Origin of the sequence: Pseudoalteromonas sp. SCSIO 43088, assembly GCF_023650795.1 — a bacterium.
Lineage (GTDB): Bacteria > Pseudomonadota > Gammaproteobacteria > Enterobacterales > Alteromonadaceae > Pseudoalteromonas > Pseudoalteromonas shioyasakiensis.
The window spans coordinates 3478748-3499025 of sequence record NZ_CP072675.1 but is presented as its reverse complement, the minus strand read 5'-3'; the positions used below and the strand labels follow the sequence as shown (position 1 = coordinate 3499025).

At 43.9% G+C, this 20278-nt stretch carries 14 protein-coding genes, 2 tRNA genes and 3 rRNA genes; 9 read left to right on the top strand and 10 right to left on the bottom strand.

The window, feature by feature from the left end; genetic code table 11:
* Positions 1 to 22 precede the first annotated feature (22 nt).
* On the top strand, positions 23 to 817 hold the full coding sequence (murI, locus tag J8Z28_RS16085; RefSeq protein ID WP_062564363.1) for a glutamate racemase: 795 nt from the start codon (positions 23 to 25) through the stop codon (positions 815 to 817).
* Here the strand turns inward: murI and J8Z28_RS16080 are convergent.
* Positions 780 to 1259, bottom strand: coding sequence for an RNA recognition motif domain-containing protein (locus J8Z28_RS16080; protein ID WP_054564068.1), 480 nt, complete (start codon positions 1257 to 1259; stop codon positions 780 to 782). The genes murI and J8Z28_RS16080 overlap by 38 nt on opposite strands.
* A 618-nt stretch (positions 1260 to 1877) precedes the next feature.
* On the opposite strand from J8Z28_RS16080, the gene J8Z28_RS16075 reads away from it, so the two are divergent.
* From J8Z28_RS16075 to rrf, 5 genes are all read left to right on the top strand, one after another.
* A 16S ribosomal RNA gene (locus tag J8Z28_RS16075) occupies positions 1878 to 3418 on the top strand.
* Positions 3419 to 3494: 76 nt separating this feature from the next.
* Positions 3495 to 3571 (top strand) — tRNA-Ile (locus J8Z28_RS16070).
* Positions 3572 to 3682: 111 nt separating this feature from the next.
* Positions 3683 to 3758, top strand: a tRNA-Ala gene (locus J8Z28_RS16065).
* Between the two features lie 286 nt (positions 3759 to 4044).
* Positions 4045 to 6927, top strand: a 23S ribosomal RNA gene (locus J8Z28_RS16060).
* 124 nt (positions 6928 to 7051) lie between these two features.
* Positions 7052 to 7166 (top strand): 5S ribosomal RNA (gene rrf, locus J8Z28_RS16055).
* Together the 16S, 23S and 5S rRNA genes with 2 tRNA genes alongside form the textbook arrangement of a ribosomal RNA operon.
* 824 nt (positions 7167 to 7990) lie before the next feature.
* Here rrf and J8Z28_RS16050 read toward each other — a convergent pair.
* From J8Z28_RS16050 to cysG, 8 genes are all read right to left on the bottom strand, one after another.
* Positions 7991 to 9253, bottom strand: a complete 1263-nt coding sequence (locus J8Z28_RS16050; RefSeq protein WP_054564013.1) for an aromatic amino acid transport family protein — start codon at positions 9251 to 9253, stop codon at positions 7991 to 7993.
* A 153-nt stretch (positions 9254 to 9406) separates the two neighbouring features.
* Positions 9407 to 9598, bottom strand: a complete 192-nt coding sequence (locus J8Z28_RS16045; protein ID WP_055022144.1) for a hypothetical protein — start codon at positions 9596 to 9598, stop codon at positions 9407 to 9409.
* 172 nt (positions 9599 to 9770) lie between these two features.
* Entirely contained in the window at positions 9771 to 10541 is a 771-nt protein-coding gene (cysQ, locus tag J8Z28_RS16040; protein ID WP_062564374.1) for a 3'(2'),5'-bisphosphate nucleotidase CysQ, read from the bottom strand.
* Between the two features lie 3 nt (positions 10542 to 10544).
* On the bottom strand, positions 10545 to 11141 hold the full coding sequence (gene cysC / locus J8Z28_RS16035) for an adenylyl-sulfate kinase (RefSeq protein WP_058586654.1): 597 nt from the start codon (positions 11139 to 11141) through the stop codon (positions 10545 to 10547).
* A gap of 14 nt (positions 11142 to 11155) precedes the next feature.
* A complete protein-coding gene (locus J8Z28_RS16030) occupies positions 11156 to 12883 on the bottom strand; it encodes an SLC13 family permease (RefSeq protein ID WP_062564375.1) in 1728 nt (575 codons plus the stop codon).
* A gap of 32 nt (positions 12884 to 12915) precedes the next feature.
* Positions 12916 to 14340, bottom strand: coding sequence for a sulfate adenylyltransferase subunit CysN (cysN, locus tag J8Z28_RS16025; RefSeq protein ID WP_062564376.1), 1425 nt, complete (start codon positions 14338 to 14340; stop codon positions 12916 to 12918).
* A complete protein-coding gene (cysD, locus tag J8Z28_RS16020) occupies positions 14340 to 15239 on the bottom strand; it encodes a sulfate adenylyltransferase subunit CysD (protein WP_054564008.1) in 900 nt (299 codons plus the stop codon). The genes cysN and cysD overlap by 1 nt, the downstream gene beginning before the upstream one ends.
* Before the next feature lie 35 nt (positions 15240 to 15274).
* Positions 15275 to 16696 carry a siroheme synthase CysG gene (gene cysG / locus J8Z28_RS16015; RefSeq protein ID WP_062564382.1) on the bottom strand — a complete coding sequence of 474 codons (1422 nt, stop codon included), beginning with the start codon at positions 16694 to 16696 and terminating at the stop codon, positions 15275 to 15277.
* A 271-nt stretch (positions 16697 to 16967) separates the two neighbouring features.
* Here cysG and deoC point away from each other — a divergent pair, with 271 nt between their 5' ends.
* From deoC to J8Z28_RS16000, 3 genes are read left to right on the top strand one after another with little or no spacing between them, the layout of a single operon-like run.
* Positions 16968 to 17711: a deoxyribose-phosphate aldolase gene (deoC, locus tag J8Z28_RS16010; protein WP_062564377.1), complete on the top strand. Its 744-nt coding sequence runs from the start codon at positions 16968 to 16970 to the stop codon at positions 17709 to 17711.
* Complete coding sequence (locus J8Z28_RS16005; protein ID WP_058586658.1) at positions 17701 to 18201, top strand: hypothetical protein; 501 nt, start codon at positions 17701 to 17703, stop codon at positions 18199 to 18201. Before deoC ends, J8Z28_RS16005 begins: the two co-directional genes overlap by 11 nt.
* Before the next feature lie 18 nt (positions 18202 to 18219).
* The gene (locus J8Z28_RS16000; RefSeq protein ID WP_062564378.1) at positions 18220 to 19068 is read left to right on the top strand and encodes an SPFH domain-containing protein; all 849 of its coding nucleotides are present in this window, start codon (positions 18220 to 18222) and stop codon (positions 19066 to 19068) included.
* Positions 19069 to 19108: 40 nt separating this feature from the next.
* Here J8Z28_RS16000 and J8Z28_RS15995 read toward each other — a convergent pair whose 3' ends face one another.
* On the bottom strand, positions 19109 to 20242 hold the full coding sequence (locus J8Z28_RS15995; RefSeq protein ID WP_054554824.1) for a CsgG/HfaB family protein: 1134 nt from the start codon (positions 20240 to 20242) through the stop codon (positions 19109 to 19111).
* Positions 20243 to 20278: the final 36 nt, after the last annotated feature.

The window sequence follows — 20278 nt, the reverse complement described above, 5'->3', positions numbered from 1 at the left end:
TTGATGATCCGAGGTAAGCAGTTTGTCAGTTCATATAATGGTGTTTGATTCTGGTATAGGTGGAACAACTGTACTTGAACAGATCCAAGCATTGATCCCAGATGCTGATTATAGTTATTTTATGGACAATGCTTTATTGCCTTATGGCGAGCAAAGTCAGCAAACGATCATAGCCCGCCTTTTTGCGCTACTACAGTTTATCGAAACAGCAAACTTACACGTTGATATCCTAGTTATTGCGTGTAATACCGCCTCTACCTCTGCCTTAGAAACTATTCGCCAGCACACAAATATAGAAGTTGTCGGGGTAGTACCTGCGATAAAACCCGCTTGCGCTATAAGTAACAGCAAACATATTGGTTTACTGGCAACACCATCAACCATCAAGAGTCGCTATACTGCAAACTTAATTAGTACTCATAGCCAAGACACACAAGTCAGCTTATATGGCTCAACTGAGCTGGTAGAAATTGCAGAAACACTATTTCATACGCAGAAAATCAATAAAGCAAAGCTTGAGAATGTATTGAGTGATTTAGCGATAGCAGAAGATATAGATGTATTGGTACTTGGCTGTACACACTTTCCATTACTAGCCAGCGCGATTAGTGACTACTATAAACAACAGATCTTCCTTATTGACTCAGGCAAAGCGATTGCTAAGCGCGTTGAAAGTTTAATTGCTCTACGAGGCTTTACTCTTACTACAGATAAAAAAAAGCCGCTGCACTATTATGCAACGGCTCCTATTGGTCATTCGCAATTAAGCGTTGAGCTTATTACGCTGACTGATCAGATCCCTCACGAAAGCTGTTAGCTTCGTTCTCTTGTTTTTGTTTTGCTTCACGCACTTTTAAAGTACGTTGTTGGAATTCGCTATCATTTAATTGATTGATTGCTTTATCTGCATCAGCTTCAGCCATTTCAACAAAACCAAAGCCACGACGTTTACCTGTATTTTTATCTTTTAATAAACGTACATTGAAAACTTTGCCTTGTTCTTCGAATAAAGCACGAACAACACCTTCATTAGCACGATAAGGTAGGTTGCCAACATAAAGTGTTTTTGTTTTTACTTCGGCCTCCTCACTTGACGCTGATGAAAGTGCTGCAATAACTAAAGCACCAATTAATAAGCCTGCACCAAATAGCAATGCTGGGTCTAAAGCTAAGCTTGCAAGTGCGAACTTAACAACCACAAAACCTAAAACAGCAAGAATAACGGAGAAAAGAAAAGATTTTTGATCGGGTAATTTCATTTTGATCTACCAATAAACAAGAAATAAACATTAATTTAACATTGTGAACTTGCTATCTTAACGAGTTAAATGAACATAGCAATGAAATTTGCATTAAATTATGAATATTGGCTTAAAAAACAGCCATAATAGCGACCGTTTTTGCTGTTTTCGGTAAATTTAGTTCGCTTTTTGAGCGAACAGTAAAAAGATCGAAAAAAAAGTGTTGATCTGTTTTTGGATCTCCCTATAATGCGACCCCACTGACACGGCGGGCAGCAACGAAAGACGCTGAGCAAAGTGACACAGAGTTAAGTGAAACTTCGGTTTCAAATAATCGAAAGAAAGTTTGAAATTAAGTGTTGACTCGAAAAATTAAGGATGTATCATACGCATCCCTAGCGACAAAGTCGCAACGTTCTTTAACAATATAAAGCAATCATCTGTGTGGGCACTCGTACAGATTGAGTTCTAACAGCGAAGCTTAGTTTACTAAGTAACGCAAACAAATTTAGAGTCTCAATTGAACTGAGTGACCAACGGAAACAAGTTTACTTGTTTCAGCACAGTCAATTCGATATCGAAAGATATCAAAATTCAGAATTCATTGAGCACGAAACTTCGGTTTCAAAAAACTTTTAATTGAAGAGTTTGATCATGGCTCAGATTGAACGCTGGCGGCAGGCCTAACACATGCAAGTCGAGCGGAAACGAAGAGGTGCTTGCACCTCTGGCGTCGAGCGGCGGACGGGTGAGTAATGCTTGGGAATATGCCTTATGGTGGGGGACAACAGTTGGAAACGACTGCTAATACCGCATGATGTCTACGGACCAAAGTGGGGGACCTTCGGGCCTCACGCCACAAGATTAGCCCAAGTGGGATTAGCTAGTTGGTGAGGTAATGGCTCACCAAGGCGACGATCCCTAGCTGGTTTGAGAGGATGATCAGCCACACTGGGACTGAGACACGGCCCAGACTCCTACGGGAGGCAGCAGTGGGGAATATTGCACAATGGGCGCAAGCCTGATGCAGCCATGCCGCGTGTGTGAAGAAGGCCTTCGGGTTGTAAAGCACTTTCAGTAAGGAGGAAAGGTTAAGTGTTAATAGCACTTAGCTGTGACGTTACTTACAGAAGAAGCACCGGCTAACTCCGTGCCAGCAGCCGCGGTAATACGGAGGGTGCGAGCGTTAATCGGAATTACTGGGCGTAAAGCGTACGCAGGCGGTTTGTTAAGCGAGATGTGAAAGCCCCGGGCTCAACCTGGGAACTGCATTTCGAACTGGCAAACTAGAGTGTGATAGAGGGTGGTAGAATTTCAGGTGTAGCGGTGAAATGCGTAGAGATCTGAAGGAATACCGATGGCGAAGGCAGCCACCTGGGTCAACACTGACGCTCATGTACGAAAGCGTGGGGAGCAAACAGGATTAGATACCCTGGTAGTCCACGCCGTAAACGATGTCTACTAGAAGCTCGGGTCTTCGGACTTGTTTTTCAAAGCTAACGCATTAAGTAGACCGCCTGGGGAGTACGGCCGCAAGGTTAAAACTCAAATGAATTGACGGGGGCCCGCACAAGCGGTGGAGCATGTGGTTTAATTCGATGCAACGCGAAGAACCTTACCTACACTTGAAATACAGAGAACTTACCAGAGATGGTTTGGTGCCTTCGGGAACTCTGATACAGGTGCTGCATGGCTGTCGTCAGCTCGTGTTGTGAGATGTTGGGTTAAGTCCCGCAACGAGCGCAACCCCTATCCTTAGTTGCCAGCGATTCGGTCGGGAACTCTAAGGAGACTGCCGGTGATAAACCGGAGGAAGGTGGGGACGACGTCAAGTCATCATGGCCCTTACGTGTAGGGCTACACACGTGCTACAATGGCGCATACAGAGTGCTGCGAACCTGCGAGGGTAAGCGAATCACTTAAAGTGCGTCGTAGTCCGGATTGGAGTCTGCAACTCGACTCCATGAAGTCGGAATCGCTAGTAATCGCATATCAGAATGATGCGGTGAATACGTTCCCGGGCCTTGTACACACCGCCCGTCACACCATGGGAGTGGGTTGCTCCAGAAGTGGATAGTCTAACCTTCGGGAGGACGTTCACCACGGAGTGATTCATGACTGGGGTGAAGTCGTAACAAGGTAGCCCTAGGGGAACCTGGGGCTGGATCACCTCCTTATACGATTTAGAACTTATTTGTTCGTAGTGTCCACACAGATGATTGTTAATTGTAAAGAGAACAACACTTATTGTTTGGGTCTGTAGCTCAGTTGGTTAGAGCGCACCCCTGATAAGGGTGAGGTCGGTAGTTCAAATCTACTCAGACCCACCACTTTGCTCCCATACTTCGTTATGGCACGCCTCGTTTAGTGTACTAAACGTCGTTGTACCATGCCTTGTCTGGAAACAAAGTCGGTTACAAATAATAAGTACCAGCATATGTGGGGCTATAGCTCAGCTGGGAGAGCGCCTGCCTTGCACGCAGGAGGTCAGCAGTTCGATCCTGCTTAGCTCCACCACTTTTACTCCTTAAAAATAAACATTCTTAATCAGGTAATAAACTGCTTGAGAATAGAGTGTGTTTAATTTTGAGAAGTTTATTCTCTTGCTCTTTAAAAATTTGGAAAGCTGATATTAAAATTCTTATAGATACTTGTATCTATAAAGAGTTTTCAAAAGTAAAAATATGCCAGTTAATCAGCAATGATTAATCGGTATCTACTTTAGTATTCTCATCATTATTTGATGAATTAACTTCTGGCGAAGTTAACAGCTGTCACTAACAAAGACCCGTTTGGGTTGTATGGTTAAGTGACTAAGCGTACACGGTGGATGCCTTGGCAGTTGGAGGCGATGAAGGACGTATTAACTTGCGATAAGCCTAGTCAAGCTAGTAAAAAGCGCTTGAGACTAGGATTTCCGAATGGGGAAACCCACCTGCTTGCAGGTATCTTACACTGAATACATAGGTGTAAGAGGCGAACGCGGAGAACTGAAACATCTAAGTACCCGTAGGAACAGAAATCAACCGAGATTCCGGAAGTAGCGGCGAGCGAAACCGGACCAGCCCTTAAGCTTATTATGTGTTAGTGGAACATTCTGGAAAGTTTGACGATACAGGGTGATAGTCCCGTACACGAAAATGCATCTTAAGTGAAATCGAGTAGGTCGGAGCACGTGAAACTTTGACTGAATATAGGTGGACCATCATCTAAGGCTAAATACTCCCAACTGACCGATAGTGAACCAGTACCGTGAGGGAAAGGCGAAAAGAACCCCTGTGAGGGGAGTGAAATAGAACCTGAAACCGTGTACGTACAAGCAGTAGGAGCCCTTCGAGGGTGACTGCGTACCTTTTGTATAATGGGTCAGCGACTTATATTTTGTAGCGAGGTTAACCGATTAGGGTAGCCGTAGGGAAACCGAGTCTTAACTGGGCGTATAGTTGCAAGGTATAGACCCGAAACCCGGTGATCTAGCCATGGGCAGGTTGAAGGTTGAGTAACATCAACTGGAGGACCGAACCCACTAACGTTGAAAAGTTAGGGGATGACCTGTGGCTAGGAGTGAAAGGCTAATCAAACCGGGAGATAGCTGGTTCTCCCCGAAATCTATTTAGGTAGAGCCTCGGACGAATACTTACGGGGGTAGAGCACTGTTAAGGCTAGGGGGTCATCCCGACTTACCAACCCTTTGCAAACTCCGAATACCGTAAAGTACTATCCGGGAGACACACGGCGGGTGCTAACGTCCGTCGTGAAGAGGGAAACAACCCAGACCGCCAGCTAAGGTCCCAAAGTCATAGTTAAGTGGGAAACGATGTGGAAAGGCCCAGACAGCCAGGAGGTTGGCTTAGAAGCAGCCATCCTTTAAAGAAAGCGTAATAGCTCACTGGTCGAGTCGGTCTGCGCGGAAGATGTAACGGGGCTAAACTATGCACCGAAGCTGCGGATTCAAACTTTGTTTGAGTGGTAGGGGAGCGTTCTGTAAGCCGTTGAAGGTGTACCGGGAGGTATGCTGGAGGTATCAGAAGTGCGAATGCTGACATGAGTAACGATAATGCGGGTGAAAAACCCGCACGCCGGAAGACCAAGGGTTCCTATCCCATGTTAATCAGGGTAGGGTAAGTCGACCCCTAAGGCGAGGCCGAAAGGCGTAGTCGATGGGAAACGGGTTAATATTCCCGTACTTGGTATAATTGCGATGGGGGGACGGAGCAGGCTAAACAAGCATGGCGTTGGTTGTCCATGTGAAAGTGAGTAGGTTGAGAGTTTAGGAAAATCCGGACTCTTAAGACTGAGACACGAGACGAGCACCCAAGGGTGTGAAGTTGTTGATGCCATACTTCCAGGAAAAGCCTCTAAGCTTCAGATTATACCGAATCGTACCCCAAACCGACACAGGTGGTCAGGTAGAGAATACTAAGGCGCTTGAGAGAACTCGGGTGAAGGAACTAGGCAAAATTGTACCGTAACTTCGGGAGAAGGTACGCTCCTATCTGTGATGAGACTTGCTCTCTAAGCGGACGGGAGCCGCAGTGACCAGGTGGCTGGGACTGTTTATTAAAAACACAGCACTGTGCAAAATCGCAAGATGACGTATACGGTGTGACACCTGCCCGGTGCCGGAAGGTTAATTGATGGGGTTAGTTTTCGGACGAAGCTCTTGATCGAAGCCCCGGTAAACGGCGGCCGTAACTATAACGGTCCTAAGGTAGCGAAATTCCTTGTCGGGTAAGTTCCGACCTGCACGAATGGTGTAACCATGGCCACGCTGTCTCCACCCGAGACTCAGTGAAATTGAAATCGCAGTGAAGATGCTGTGTACCCGCGGCTAGACGGAAAGACCCCGTGAACCTTTACTACAGCTTGGCACTGAACATTGACCCTACATGTGTAGGATAGGTGGGAGGCTTTGAAGCAGAAACGCTAGTTTTTGTGGAGCCGTCCTTGAAATACCACCCTTGTAGTGTTGATGTTCTAACGTTGGTCCCTGATCGGGATTACGGACAGTGCCTGGTGGGTAGTTTGACTGGGGCGGTCTCCTCCCAAAGAGTAACGGAGGAGCACGAAGGTTGGCTAAGTACGGTCGGACATCGTACGGTTAGTGTAATGGTAGAAGCCAGCTTAACTGCGAGACAGACACGTCGAGCAGGTACGAAAGTAGGTCATAGTGATCCGGTGGTTCTGAATGGAAGGGCCATCGCTCAACGGATAAAAGGTACTCCGGGGATAACAGGCTGATACCGCCCAAGAGTTCATATCGACGGCGGTGTTTGGCACCTCGATGTCGGCTCATCACATCCTGGGGCTGAAGTCGGTCCCAAGGGTATGGCTGTTCGCCATTTAAAGTGGTACGCGAGCTGGGTTTAGAACGTCGTGAGACAGTTCGGTCCCTATCTGCCGTGGGCGTTTGAGAATTGAGAGGGGTTGCTCCTAGTACGAGAGGACCGGAGTGAACGAACCGCTGGTGTTCGGGTTGTCATGCCAATGGCACTGCCCGGTAGCTACGTTCGGAACTGATAAGCGCTGAAAGCATCTAAGCGCGAAGCAGGCCTCGAGATGAGTTCTCACTAGACTTTTAAAGTCTCTGAAGGGCCGTTGAAGACTACAACGTTGATAGGCAGGATGTGGAAGTGGTGTGAGCCATTAAGCTAACCTGTACTAATTACCCGTGAGGCTTAACCATACAACGCCAAACGCGTTTTATGACAGCGTAACGACAGAAGTTAAGAAACTAAAGTAGACATTTACTTGATATCAGAATTCCAGATTTATTAATTTGCTCAGATGAGCGAATTAAACCAAATTTGCTTGGTGACAATAGCGTTTTGGACCCACCTGACCCCATGCCGAACTCAGTAGTGAAACGAAACAGCGCCGATGATAGTGTAGCAGCTGCTATGTGAAAGTAGGTCATCGCCAGGCTCCAAATTAAAGAAAGCCCGATTCGAAAGAGTCGGGCTTTTTTGCGTTTTAGCTATTCACATAACGTGCCCTATTCATTCTTGAGGTAGGTTGGGTAGAGCGGAGCGAAACCCAACACGAGTTAGCGAGTTGCAAGTTAGCAAGGGTAAAGTTGAACTGTGTGGTTGTTTAGTACAGAGTCATTCTAAGCTCACCCTGTTCATTCTCCAGGTAGGTTGGGTAGAGCGGAGCGAAACCCAACATGAGTTAGCGAGTTGCAAGTTAGCGAGGGTAAAGTTGAACTGTTTGGTTGTTTAGTACAGAGTCACCCTCAGCAACACCCCCCGTAGGAGGCACTTCAGTGCCGAATTCAGACCTTAACAAACACATTCATAGCTAAATAGTTAGCGAGTTGCAAGTTAGCAAGGGTAAAGTTGAACTGTGTGATTGTTTAGTACAGAGTCTCCCTCAGCAACACCCCAGTAGGAGGCACTTCAGTGCCGAATCTAGACCATAACAAACACATTCATGGCTAAGGCCATTCCTACAAGTACACTTTGCCTAGAACCTAGAACCTAGAACCTAGAACCTAGAACCTAGAACCTAGAACCTCCAGCATAGGTAGACGCAGCACCAAACACCCACACCGAGCGGCTGATCGCTGACGGCTGAAAGCTGATCGCCCTGTGTTGGGTTTCACTTCGCTCTACCCAACCTACGTCAGACATCCAAACTGAACTCTTTCAACTTTCCCCTTTCCCCTTTCTAACTTCACTCTCACATCTAAGGAACAAAAAAGCCCAGCCGGTTTCCCGGCTGGGCTTCTATATCTAGCAATGATGAGATTACTTAATCATACTGTAGATAAGCGCAAATACTGCTAGAGAGCCAACTGTTAATACGAACAGTGTGCTTAAGCGGTTTCTGTATTTGTGTAAGCTAGGTACTTTATAAACGGCAATCATCGGCATGATGAAAAGGATCATGGCGATGATAGGGCCTGATAGTTGATCCATCATGTCTAAAATACTTGGGTTGATCACTGAGCAATACCAAATAGCGAAGAACATGATAACAGTGCCAATTTTATCAACGAGTTTAGGGTTCATATGGGCTTGTTTACTAACAAGACCATTAAAGCTTTCACGGGCACCTAAGAAGTGACCTAAGAACGAAGAGGTAATTGCAATAAAGGCAACTAATGGCCCTAAGGTCGCAATAAACGAGTTATCAGTGATATTGGCAAGGAATGACAAGATAGACACGTTATCAGCTTTTGCTTGTACCATTTGCTCAGTAGATAGTGACAACACACATGAGAATACAAACAGTAAAACAAACACGATTAATAGTAGACTGGTACGCTTCAGAATTGCTTCTGACTTCATTTTAGCATTGTTGCCATAGTGAGCACGCTGTACATGTACAAAGCTTGATATCGCAGCTGCGTGGCTAAATGAGAATACGATGATAGGTATTGATAACCAAAGTGTTTTCATGAAGCCAGAAAACTCAGGGACTGTAACATCTGGCATTTGCCAACTTGGGATCAAGTAAATCGATAAGAAGAACAAGATTGCGACAAGCGGATAAACAAGGATTGCGAAAGCACGTAACATCAATGCTTCGCCACCTAGCATTAAGCTAATCATACCGCCAACGAGCACACCAGATAACAGTACGCGTGGTGGAGATTCCATACCTAATTGATTAACGATAAAGCTATCAACAGTATTGGTTAATCCAACACCATAAATAAGTAAAATAGGGAAGATAGAGAGAAAGTACAGTAAAGAGATTAAGCGCCCTGCATTAATGCCAAAGTGTTCTTCTACAACATCGGTAAAATCCGCTTCAGGCTTTTTTGATGATAAAACAAATCGGGCTAAACCTCTGTGAGCTAAGTAGGTCATCGGAAAGGCAAGGCATGCCATGATAATCAAAGGCCAAAATCCGCCGATACCGATATTAATTGGTAAGAATAAAATCCCTGCACCAACTGCGGTGCCAAATAAACTTAACACCCATTGGGTGTCATGAAGGTTCCATTTTGAGTTACTACTTGTTGTCGATGCATCATACGGCATAGCATCTTGATGTGTGTTCATTAGCACTCCACTATTAGAATAATAATTGTCGCGCAGCATATAGAAAAGCGATTAAGAATGCATGTTTTAGCGTTGTATTTAGATAACTATGCTGTAAGGAGAGACTTACAAAGGAAGGTGGCAGGGCTTATTTATAAAGCCCTGTTGTGGTATTTATTCTGCTGCTGCAAGTGCGCGAGCTTTAATGTCTGCGGCAAATGCTAAACCTTTCTTAAAACGTGCCTCAGCTGCAGTGATTTCACTTTCATCGCCATTAGCGGCAAGCACTCCTTGTGAAAGGGCTTTATATAGTGCGCTAATTTGGGCCTCGTAGCCGGCTTCAATTGCTTTTTCAACAGTCGTCATGGTTATTCCTTTAATAGTTTGAGAGAGCAAAATACTATAGGAACAAAGGCTTATTGGCTAGGTTAAACTGATTGTAAAATAAGGAGTATTAAAGGGGCTAGGGTTAAGATTACAGGATAGATGCTGGGTTTCGCTACGCTCTACCCAGCCTACGATATTTAACGGAACGCTTTTAGTTCTGCAATGCCGATACGACAAAATACGGATTCAGATACTCTTCTTTACTGTTATACAGTAGTGGGCTGCCATCGAGTTTGCTAACCGTTGCGCCTGCTATTTCGGCAATCGCATGACCTGCTCCGGTATCCCACTCACAGGTTGGGCCAAGGCGTGGGTATATATCTGCACTCCCTTCGGCAACTAGACAAAGTTTTAGCGAGCTGCCCTTTGAAACCATTTCTACATCTTCAAACTGTTTTACGAATTCAGCTAAATCTGGAGAAGGGTGTGAACGACTACCGACAACACGGATAAGCCCTTTATTTGGCTTACGAGTTACCTTAAGTTCAATGCGCTCATCACCTTTATCTTTAAAGGCACCAATTGCTTCAGCAGCAATATACGACACACCTAATGCCGGTGCATCGACAACAGCTAATACCGGTTTACCTTTTTCTATCAAGGCAATGTTCACGGTGAATTCGCCATTCTTTTTGATGAACTCTTTGGTGCCATCAATTGGATCTACTAACCAATAGCGTTGCCAAGTTTGACGAATATCCCAGCTAATATCAGCGCTTTCTTCGCTTAGAATTGGTACATCTGGAGTAAGGTGATGTAAGCCATTCACAATCACTTTGTGAGCTGCTAGGTCGGCGTCGGTCACTGGGCTTTCATCAGCTTTGTACTCAACATTAAAGTCCTTTTCGTAAATCCCCATTATTGCACTGCCGGCTTGGCGTGCGAGGAGTAAGATTTCTTCTAGCAGTTCCGTTTGATTCATGACTTAACCTATAATTTGCTGTTGTTTTAAATACGCTACCAGCTCTTGCACCGATTGGTCTAGGGTGTTTTTACTGGTGTCGATTTTAATTTCTGGCGATGTAGGGATTTGATAGTCTGAGTCGATACCTGTGAAGTGCTTAATTTCACCTGCTCGCGCTTTTTTATAAAGCCCTTTAGGGTCGCGTGTTTCACACACGTCGAGCGGGGTATCTAAAAATACCTCAATAAACTCACCATCTTCTACTAAGTTTCTTACCATATCGCGTTCGCTTTGGAATGGCGAAATAAATGCGGTTAATACCACAAGACCGGCATCGACCATTAGTTTTGCAGTTTCACCGACGCGGCGAATGTTTTCCACGCGGTCTTCATCAGTAAAGCCAAGATCTTTACACAAGCCATGACGCACATTGTCACCATCGAGTAGATAGGTGTGAACACCTAATTGATTTAATGCGCTTTCTAGTGCGTTCGCAACTGTGCTTTTGCCTGAACCTGAAAAACCAGTGAACCATAGAATGGTAGGCTTATGCTTTTTTTGCTCACTACGCTGTGATTTGCTGATGGCGTAATTATGCCAAACGATATTTTCATCCATTGTCTTTACTCTCGTTATTGAAATGGGAATACCAGTGGTATAAGTATTAATACTGTAATCGAGTAAATAATCGATAAAGGTAAGCCCATGGCAATGTAATCTTTAAGGCGGTAATTTCCCGCACTGTAAACCATCAAGTTAGTTTGATAACCAAATGGCGAAATGAAGCTAGCCGATGCACCAAATGCGACAGCCATAATAAAGGGCAAAGGTGATACATCAAAACCAACGGCGAGTGCATACGCTACCGGAAATGAAAGCGCGGCAGCGGCATTATTGGTAATGAGTTCGGTAAATAAAACCGTCATTAAAAATATTGCGATAAATGCCCCGTAAGGCCCGAAATCACCTAATACGTATAACATGGCTGATGAAATTTCACCGGCAAGGCCTGTGCCTATCATGAGTTTGGCAAGGCCAATAGCACTACCCACTACTGCGAGTAACTCAATCGGAAAACGACGTTTTACTTCACTTAGCTTGATTGTGCCTGTTAGCATTAAACCGATAAGAAGAACGAGTAGGCCCTTAACTAATGGTACTAGGCCAACAATACTTAACCCCAATACGGCAGCAAAACTTGCTAACACAATATTTGATTGCTTAGGTTTTAAATGAGTTTGTAAATCAAGGCCTGATATATAAACGAACTCACGTTTTAAATTAGGTAGCGAGTAAAACTCTTTGCCAGGGGCAAGGATCAATGAATCACCCGCTTGCAATTGAACTTTACCTAAGCCGCCTTGTAAACGGTCATGGCCGCGGCGAATAGCAATAACGGCTGCATGAAATTGTTCACGAAAGCGAACTTCTTTAATTGTTTTACCAATGTATTTTGAAGAATGGCTAACAACGACTTCAACTAGGTGCTCAACATCTTTCTCATGTTTGTCGTGAACAACTTTTAAGCCATCAAATCGGGTAAGCAGAGGCACAGACTTTATATCACCTACAAAAAGTAATACGTCACCTTCTCTGATAACTTGTTTTGGCGTAACTGCGCAAATACGTTTATCACCACGAATAATTTCAGCTAAGAACAAGTCTTTTAATTCACGAAGGCCATTTTCCTCAACACTTTTACCAATTAGCTTTGAGCCGGTTTCTACTTTACCTTCAAGGTAAAAGGGCACCACTTCTTGGTTATTTTTACCGTTATCTGGTAAATATCTGAGCATCACTAAAATAGTGATAAGGCCAACGCTCAATGCGCCTAAACCAATCAAAGTAAAATCAAAAAAACCAAGTGGCTCCATGCCCGCTTCAACGGCAAAGCCATTAACAATTAAATTGGTTGAAGTACCAATCAGGGTGATCGTGCCACCTAAAATAGCAGTGTACGATAAAGGTAATAAAAGCTTAGACGGTGAGTGTGTCGGGCTTTCTTTTATCGAGCTAATCAGTGATGCCACTACCGCAGTATTATTGGTAAATGATGATAAAAAGGCGGTTGATAAACCAAGCTTGGTCACCGAACTTGTCAGGCTGCCTTTCGAAAGAGACTGAGCAAGCTTTTGTACTAAGGTGGTTTTTTCTACCGCTATCGAAACGAGTACAAGTAGAATTAGGGTGATTAAAGAAGGGTTTGCATAGTTAATTAGCATATCTTCAAGGCTTATTAGCCCTGCTAAATAACTAATACCAATGGCGCCGACAAATAACCATGCAGGTTTTAGCCGAGTGCCAAAAAGGCACCCCACTAATACCAGCATAATGCCTGTTAATACCAGCTGTTGATACATGCTTTTTACTTCCTATAACAGGCGAATAGTGATTATTTAAGCTTAGTTATATCAAGCGCTTGCCAATGAGGGAAGTGCTTGCGTACTAAGGCATTAAATTCAACTTCAAAGTCGCTAAAGCTACTTTGTTGCTCTTCAGTGCTAAGTAATTGCTCAATCATACCTGCCGCAACGGTTAGGTTTGATAGGCGGTCAATTAGGATAAACGCACCTGTTTCATGGTTGTTGTGGTACTCATCAGCCAAAATTGTTTCTGTAAGCTCTAAGGTTACAATCGCAATTTCGTTAAGTTGTAATGAGTCTGCTTGACCATGCTCAAGGGTATTTACATCAATCGTGTGATCGATTTTTCTTACCACTGCCGAGGTGTTTTTGCTGCCTAACTTAAAGTTATAGCTTTTACCTAATACAAGCGGTGCTTCATGCATCCATACTAATTTAGCTTGAATACGGTTTGTTACAGCGGCTTTTGAAGCGGCTGGTACAATCACATCGCCACGGCTGATATCAATTTCGTCGTTTAATGTTAAAGTGATTGCTTGACCTGCTTCAGCGGTATCTAAGTTGCCATCGAAAGTTACAATCTCTTTGATGCTTGAGCTTTTACCTGATGGTAATACTTTTACTGCATCACCCACGCTGAACTTGCCAGACGTTAAAGTACCTTGGAAACCGCGGAAGTCTAAGTTAGGGCGTACAACATATTGCACCGGAAGACGTGCTTCAAAACCGTTATCAAGTTCTGCAGCTGGCGAGTCTTCAAGTAACTCAAGTAGTGGTTTATCAGTGTAGTAAGGTGTGTGCTCTGAGCGTGTAACTACGTTGTCACCTTTAAGCGCTGACATAGGTACAAACTTGATATTAGTAACGTTTAGTTGCTCTGCAAACTTAAGGTAATCCGCTTTGATTTTTTCGTATACGGTTTCATCGAAATCGACGATATCCATCTTATTGATAGCAACAACAAACTGCTTAATACCTAATGAGTCACAGATAAAGCTATGACGCTTAGTTTGTACTTGTACGCCGTAACGAGCGTCAACTAAGATAATCGCCACATCACTGGTTGATGCACCGGTTACCATGTTGCGCGTGTACTGCTCATGTCCTGGCGTATCAGCAATAATGAACTTACGTTTTGCTGTTGAGAAGTAACGATAAGCAACGTCAATGGTAATTCCTTGCTCACGTTCAGCTTGAAGACCATCCACAAGGAGTGCTAAATCAAGCTCTTCACCGGCATTACCGACTTTTTCATTGTCTTTATGCAGGGCTGCAAGTTGGTCTTCATAAATTTGGTGACTGTCGTGTAAAAGGCGGCCAATCAGCGTTGATTTACCGTCATCCACACTACCACAAGTCAGCATGCGTAAAAGGCTTTTGTCTTGTTGACGTGCAAGGTAGGCGTCGATACCTAACTCTCTTACTTCATTAATCGTGTCGTTTGTTTTAGACATTAGAAATAGCCCTCACGTTTTTTCTTTTCCATTGAACCAGCAGAGTCGTGATCAATCACGCGGCCTTCACGCTCAGAAGAGGTTGAAAGCAGCATTTCTTCAATAATTTCAGTTAAGGTACCTGCATTTGATTCCACAGCACCTGTTAGTGGGTAACAACCAAGGGTACGGAAACGGACAGATTTCATTTGTGGTACTTCGCCTTCTTCTAATGGCATACGCTCGTCATCAACCATGATTAGCGTGCCGTTACGCTCAACGACAGGACGTTCTTTAGCAAGGTAAAGTGGAACCATTTCAATGTTTTCTTGGTAGATATACTGCCAAATATCAAGTTCAGTCCAGTTAGATAGCGGGAATACACGAATGCTTTCACCCGGGTTAACTTGGCTGTTATATGTATTCCAAAGCTCTGGACGTTGGTTTTTTGGATCCCATCTGTGGTGTTTGTCACGGAATGAGTAAACACGCTCTTTAGCACGTGATTTCTCTTCGTCACGGCGTGCCCCACCAAACGCAGCATCAAAGCCGTATTTATCTAACGCTTGCTTTAAGCCTTGCGTTTTCATGATGTCGGTGTGCTTTGCTGAGCCGTGTACAAATGGATTGATATCAATCTCTAACCCTTCAGGGTTTTTGTGGACGATTAAATCAAAGCCATACTCTTTAGCTAGGCGGTCACGAAACTCGATCATTTCCTTAAACTTCCAGTTGGTATCAACGTGTAAAAGTGGAAATGGAATCTTTGCTGGATAAAACGCTTTACGCGCCAAGTGTAATAACACTGATGAATCTTTACCAATTGAGTAAAGCATCACCGGGTTTTCAAACTCAGCAGCAACTTCGCGCATGATTTTGATACTTTCAGCTTCTAATTGCTGAAGGTGTGTTAAAGCCATTGTTAGTCGTCCTACTAAAATGATTAAAAGTTAAATTAAGCTACGCCAGTAATTGGCTGGGCAAAGCTGCTGGTTTGCTCTGTTTGACTAAACCATGCAAGCTGATGATGCAATGATGCAACTTCGCCAATAATTAATAAGGCGGGTGAGATAATGCTATGGCGTGAAATCAAATCAGCCAGCTCACCTAATTGCCCTGTAACCACACGTTGTTCTTTACGTGTGCCGTTTTCGATAATGGCAACGGGGGTATCTGCACCGCGGCCATGTTTTAATAGTTGTGCTTGAATATGCGGTGATTTAATCACTCCCATATAAATCGCTAAGGTCTGATTTGGCTTGGCAAGTGACTGCCAATCTAATTCTTGACCATCTTTTTTACAGTGACCCGTTACAAACTGAATGGCTTGCGCATGATCTCTGTGAGTAAGTGGAATACCTGCATAAGCGCTACAACCTGCAGCAGCAGTAATACCCGGTACGATTTGGTAACGCACTTTATTCGCGGCAAGAACTTGTACTTCTTCACCACCACGACCATAAATAAATGGGTCGCCACCTTTAATACGGCATACTTTTTTGCCTTGCTTGGCAAAATCGACCAACATCTGATTGGTATCTTCTTGCGCCACGCTGTGATCGCCTAAACGTTTACCTACGCAAACTAGGTCGGCATCACGGCGTACTAAATCCATAATTTCATCAGAAACCAAGTAGTCATATACAACTACGTCGGCTTGTTGCATTAACTGCAGTGCTTTTAGTGTTAATAGCTCTGGGTCACCTGGGCCTGCACCTACAACATACACTTCGCCTTCAGGTTCTGGCTTTGCATCTAACAATTGCTCTAACTGCGCTGTTGCAGCTTCGGTATTACCCGCTTGGACTTTACTTACAACTGATGAATCAAATACGCCTTCCCAAAACTGACGACGATCAGCAAAGTGTTTAAAGCGTTGTTTTACTTTGTCACGAAAGCTACCAACTAATGTAGCAAGTGGACCAATATGCTGTGGAATAAGCGTTTCGAGTTTTTCGCGTAAACGACGTGCTAATACTGGCGCTGTGCCTGCGCTTGAAATTGCAATTGTGATTGGATCACGGTCAACAATTGATGGAAAAATAAAGCTGCACTTAGGTTGATCGTCCACCACGTTAACGAAAATATTGCGCGCATTAGCAAGTTCGAACACATCTTTGTTAACGCTGTCTATATCAGTTGCAGCGATTACCAGCATTTGCTGATCTAAATACTGTTCTTTGAAAAAGTCGTTAATGAGTGTTACATCACCTTTCTCAGCAAGTTCTCGAAGTTCATCACAAAATTCAGGGGCGACTAGCGTCACATGAGCACGCGCTTTTAAAAACGCACGGCATTTGCGTAATGCGACATCTCCACCGCCGACTACCAGCACAGGTTTGTCGTCTAATTTGGTAAAGATTGGTAAATATTGCACTTTGTTCTCACCCCTAAAACACATCAAGAAACTGCTTATTGCAGGCAAGCAGAATATAGTGCTCTAAAAAAAGTAAAAAATAATTAAAACCAAGTTTATATAACTAAAAGTTATACCAGGTGGTTTGTTTTGGCTTAAGACTTAGTTAACAAGGGATTGCGGCGAGTTACAAGTAAATAAGCAGCCTTATGGTGATTAGTTATGATTTATAGCCGAATGATAAAAATTTGCTACTATAGGTCACTAATATGGCAACACAAATATAAGAGCTATGACTAAAATGCAAACAAGCGCTGCCCAAGCGGTGGCACTGATGGACTTAACAACTCTAAATGACAGCGACACAACAGAAACCATTAATAACTTGGTTGCCAGTATTGAGCCAACGTTAGGCATTCCTGCAGCGGTATGTGTGTATAGCCAGTTTGTAAGCGATGCAAAGCTTGCTCTCGCTGAGCGTGAACTACAGCAAGTCAAAGTGGCTACAGTTACTAACTTTCCTAGTGGGGAGCAACCGTTAGAGCAAGTGTTAAATGAAACCTTATTTGCCATTGAACGCGGCGCTGAGGAAATTGATTTAGTGATCCCCTACAAAGCGCTTATTGGTGGTGATGAGCGCAAAGTTTTAGAGTATGTCAAAGCGTCAAAAGAGGCATGTGGTACACAAGCGCAGCTTAAAGTCATTATCGAAAGTGGCGAATTAAGTGATGATCTCATTGCAACAGCAACTAAGCTGGCAATTGATGGCGGCGCTGATTTTGTTAAAACCAGTACTGGTAAAGTGGCTGTCAATGCAACGCTAGCTGCAACAGACATCATGTTGAACAGCATAAAAGCGAGTGGCAAAAAGGTTGGTTTTAAGGCGGCAGGCGGGGTCAGAACAGTCACCGAAGCTGCTGAGTATTTAGCCCTAGCTGAATCAATTATGGGTGAAGCGTACTTACAACCCGAGCTATTTCGTTTTGGCGCTTCTGGGTTATTAAAAGATGTGTATGCAACATTAAATGAATCGTGAAAGTGAACAAGAGAAAATAGCGCTCGAGCACGGCGCAGCAAAGTTGTTTTTGCGCTGTTACGAAAAGCAGTTTGGCGTGAGTATGCGCAATATTTGGCATAACACGCCGAGTAAACCAGACGTGAGTTGTTATAAAGGTGATGAACGGCTTGATATTGAAGTCGCACATTTATATGCCAGCGAAACAGAAGCAATGGCGGTGTTAGGTCGGCCGCTGTCTATCTCAATGCAACGAGATCTTGCTGAAATGGCTTTAGCACCGAGTAACGAGCGTTTGCACTGTGCTTTACATCGTTTGCTAGCACAAAAAGCCAAGAAACATTACGAGTCTACTCAGCCTTGGTTATTAATACGCAATGCCAGTACTATATGGCATCTTGATGATTTTAAGTCAGTACTTACTCACCTTGATGTGCCTAAGCATCATCCATTTCAACAAATTTGGCTGTTATGTGATTTTTATCGTGGTGAGCTATTACAAATTTTATAATGGAATGAGATAACAACAATGAAATTTAAACGTTCAGGGACGCAAACACTTCTATCGAGTGTTTTTCCAAGTTTAGCATTAGCAGGTGTAGTTGCTGTATCGCTCACGGCGTGTACTAACCCAAGTACACCAGCGGGTGAAGAGGGTTACGTATTTGAAAAGCCGCGGGTGTTTGGCGAAGGCGGTTATCAAGGCACTATGATTGGCCCAGCTAACTACGGCATGTCACTTTGGCGCAATCAGGTGATTAATATTGATATGCGCCCGAATACGTATACTGAAGCATTTAAAATCTTAGCTAACGATGACTTAAACATTAGTTTTGATTTTCATGCGGTCATTTCAATAGAAAGCGGCTCTGTCAGAGCGGTGGTTGAGCAATACGGTGGTGAAGATTGGTATCCGCGATTTGTCCGTGAAACATTTAGAACTTATGTGCGTGATATAGTGCAGCAATACGATAGCGGCGTGTTAAAAACCAATCGCGAGAAAATAGCTGCAGAAGTAACAGCCCGGTTAAAAGCGTATTTAGAACCAACGCCATTTAAGCTCGCCAATGTCGTAGTGGGAAATATTAACTATCCGGCTATTGTTGCTAATGCTGTTGAGAAAAAGTTGGCTGCACAACAATTACTGTCTGAAAAAGAAACGCAAAAAGAAATTGCACGAAAAGATGCTGAGATCCGTGTAGAAGAAGCGAAAGGTATTGCACAGGCGCAAAAAATAATTAATGCCACTTTGACGCCAAATTATCTACAACATGAAGCTATTAATGCGCAGTTAAAGATGGCTGAGTCACCTAACCATACAACAGTTTATATTCCTGTTGGTAACAATGGTGTACCACTGGTGAAAGGCACAAACTAAGGGTTTAAACAGCCAGTGCTGGCACTGGCTGTTAGTTTGCTTAGTTAAATTTAAACATACTGCCAAAGCTTTCTAAACTTGATTTGTTCGTTTTGGCAATACACCCTGAATCATCAAGCGACTTTTTAGTCGTCTCATCAGCAAGGCCAGTCACTTTCAGCTTTTTTTCTTGCTGATATTCAGTGAGAGCAATCACCGTTGCTTGATCGTACTCTACGTCTTCTATTTCATATTCTTCGTAGTGAGGCTGCCTTTTCAAATAACCCAAACAAACCAAGTTCAGTCGTGACATCGCTAAGTCTGTTTTTTCGTAGTAAGGCATTCTGTGAGTTGGAACACTAACCGATGCAACTGGCGCTTTAGCAGGAGCTGCAGCTGCGGTTACTTTTAGTGGTGCAGGGGCTGTATGGCCAGCTGCAATGGTGTTATCACTATTATAGCGATAATAAGTTGTTGGCACTTTTGATTCTAAAAACTCAACAGCTTTTACGATCACTTCGCGCAATGCTTTTTCTTTTGGCGTGTTTGACCAGCTACTTAGATTACCACCAACGAGTGCACCACCAAAATTGGTGGCAGCTGATGTAAAGTCAAAATCTTTACTGCCGCCCTCAACACTGGTAGCGGCTAAAATGCGTGAAGTACGCGTATCGATTAAGCGTAAATCTATCGCCATGTGCGAACTTGAAAAACCAGCCGATACCGAGCTAAATACATCACCGATAAAGCCACCACTGCCGACACGAGTGCCTGAGTTGTCATCATCAAATTCTGTGACTGCGGCAACCACAACAATTTCGGCTCCCTCTATTTCACCATACGCAGCTCCTGATGCTGCACTCACGCGGCCTGATACAGCAAGGTCTTGTTCTGATAATACGGCATCAAGTGCTTGTCGCTCTAAAACAATAAAGCGATTTGTACTGACTAATGCGGTTGTGAGTTGATCGGCCATACCTTCACCAATTTCTTTACGCCACCAACGTGAATCGTTTGATTTATCAGTAAAGCGGGCAACAGCGATCCGAGCTTTTGGACCATTGTATTGCTGTTGTGCAACTTCGTTTATATCTGGGCTATTGGTATTGCTGGTGGTTGTCGAAGTACTCTGGCATGCAGTAAGTGCCGCAGCAAGTAACGTAATCGAAATTGCTTTGTGTGTTTTGGTGAGCATATGACTTTCCTTAACTTATATCTCATGCAGTAAATA

Coding starts and splice junctions, on each gene's coding strand:
- J8Z28_RS16080 (WP_054564068.1), bottom strand. CDS start 1,259: ATGAAATTACCCGATCAAAAATCTTTTCTTTTCTCCGTTATTCTTGCT.
- J8Z28_RS16050 (WP_054564013.1), bottom strand. CDS start 9,253: ATGAACACACATCAAGATGCTATGCCGTATGATGCATCGACAACAAGT.
- J8Z28_RS16045 (WP_055022144.1), bottom strand. CDS start 9,598: ATGACGACTGTTGAAAAAGCAATTGAAGCCGGCTACGAGGCCCAAATT.
- cysQ (WP_062564374.1), bottom strand. CDS start 10,541: ATGAATCAAACGGAACTGCTAGAAGAAATCTTACTCCTCGCACGCCAA.
- cysC (WP_058586654.1), bottom strand. CDS start 11,141: ATGGATGAAAATATCGTTTGGCATAATTACGCCATCAGCAAATCACAG.
- J8Z28_RS16030 (WP_062564375.1), bottom strand. CDS start 12,883: ATGTATCAACAGCTGGTATTAACAGGCATTATGCTGGTATTAGTGGGG.
- cysN (WP_062564376.1), bottom strand. CDS start 14,340: ATGTCTAAAACAAACGACACGATTAATGAAGTAAGAGAGTTAGGTATC.
- cysD (WP_054564008.1), bottom strand. CDS start 15,239: ATGGCTTTAACACACCTTCAGCAATTAGAAGCTGAAAGTATCAAAATC.
- deoC (WP_062564377.1), top strand. CDS start 16,968: ATGACTAAAATGCAAACAAGCGCTGCCCAAGCGGTGGCACTGATGGAC.
- J8Z28_RS16005 (WP_058586658.1), top strand. CDS start 17,701: ATGAATCGTGAAAGTGAACAAGAGAAAATAGCGCTCGAGCACGGCGCA.
- J8Z28_RS16000 (WP_062564378.1), top strand. CDS start 18,220: ATGAAATTTAAACGTTCAGGGACGCAAACACTTCTATCGAGTGTTTTT.
- J8Z28_RS15995 (WP_054554824.1), bottom strand. CDS start 20,242: ATGCTCACCAAAACACACAAAGCAATTTCGATTACGTTACTTGCTGCG.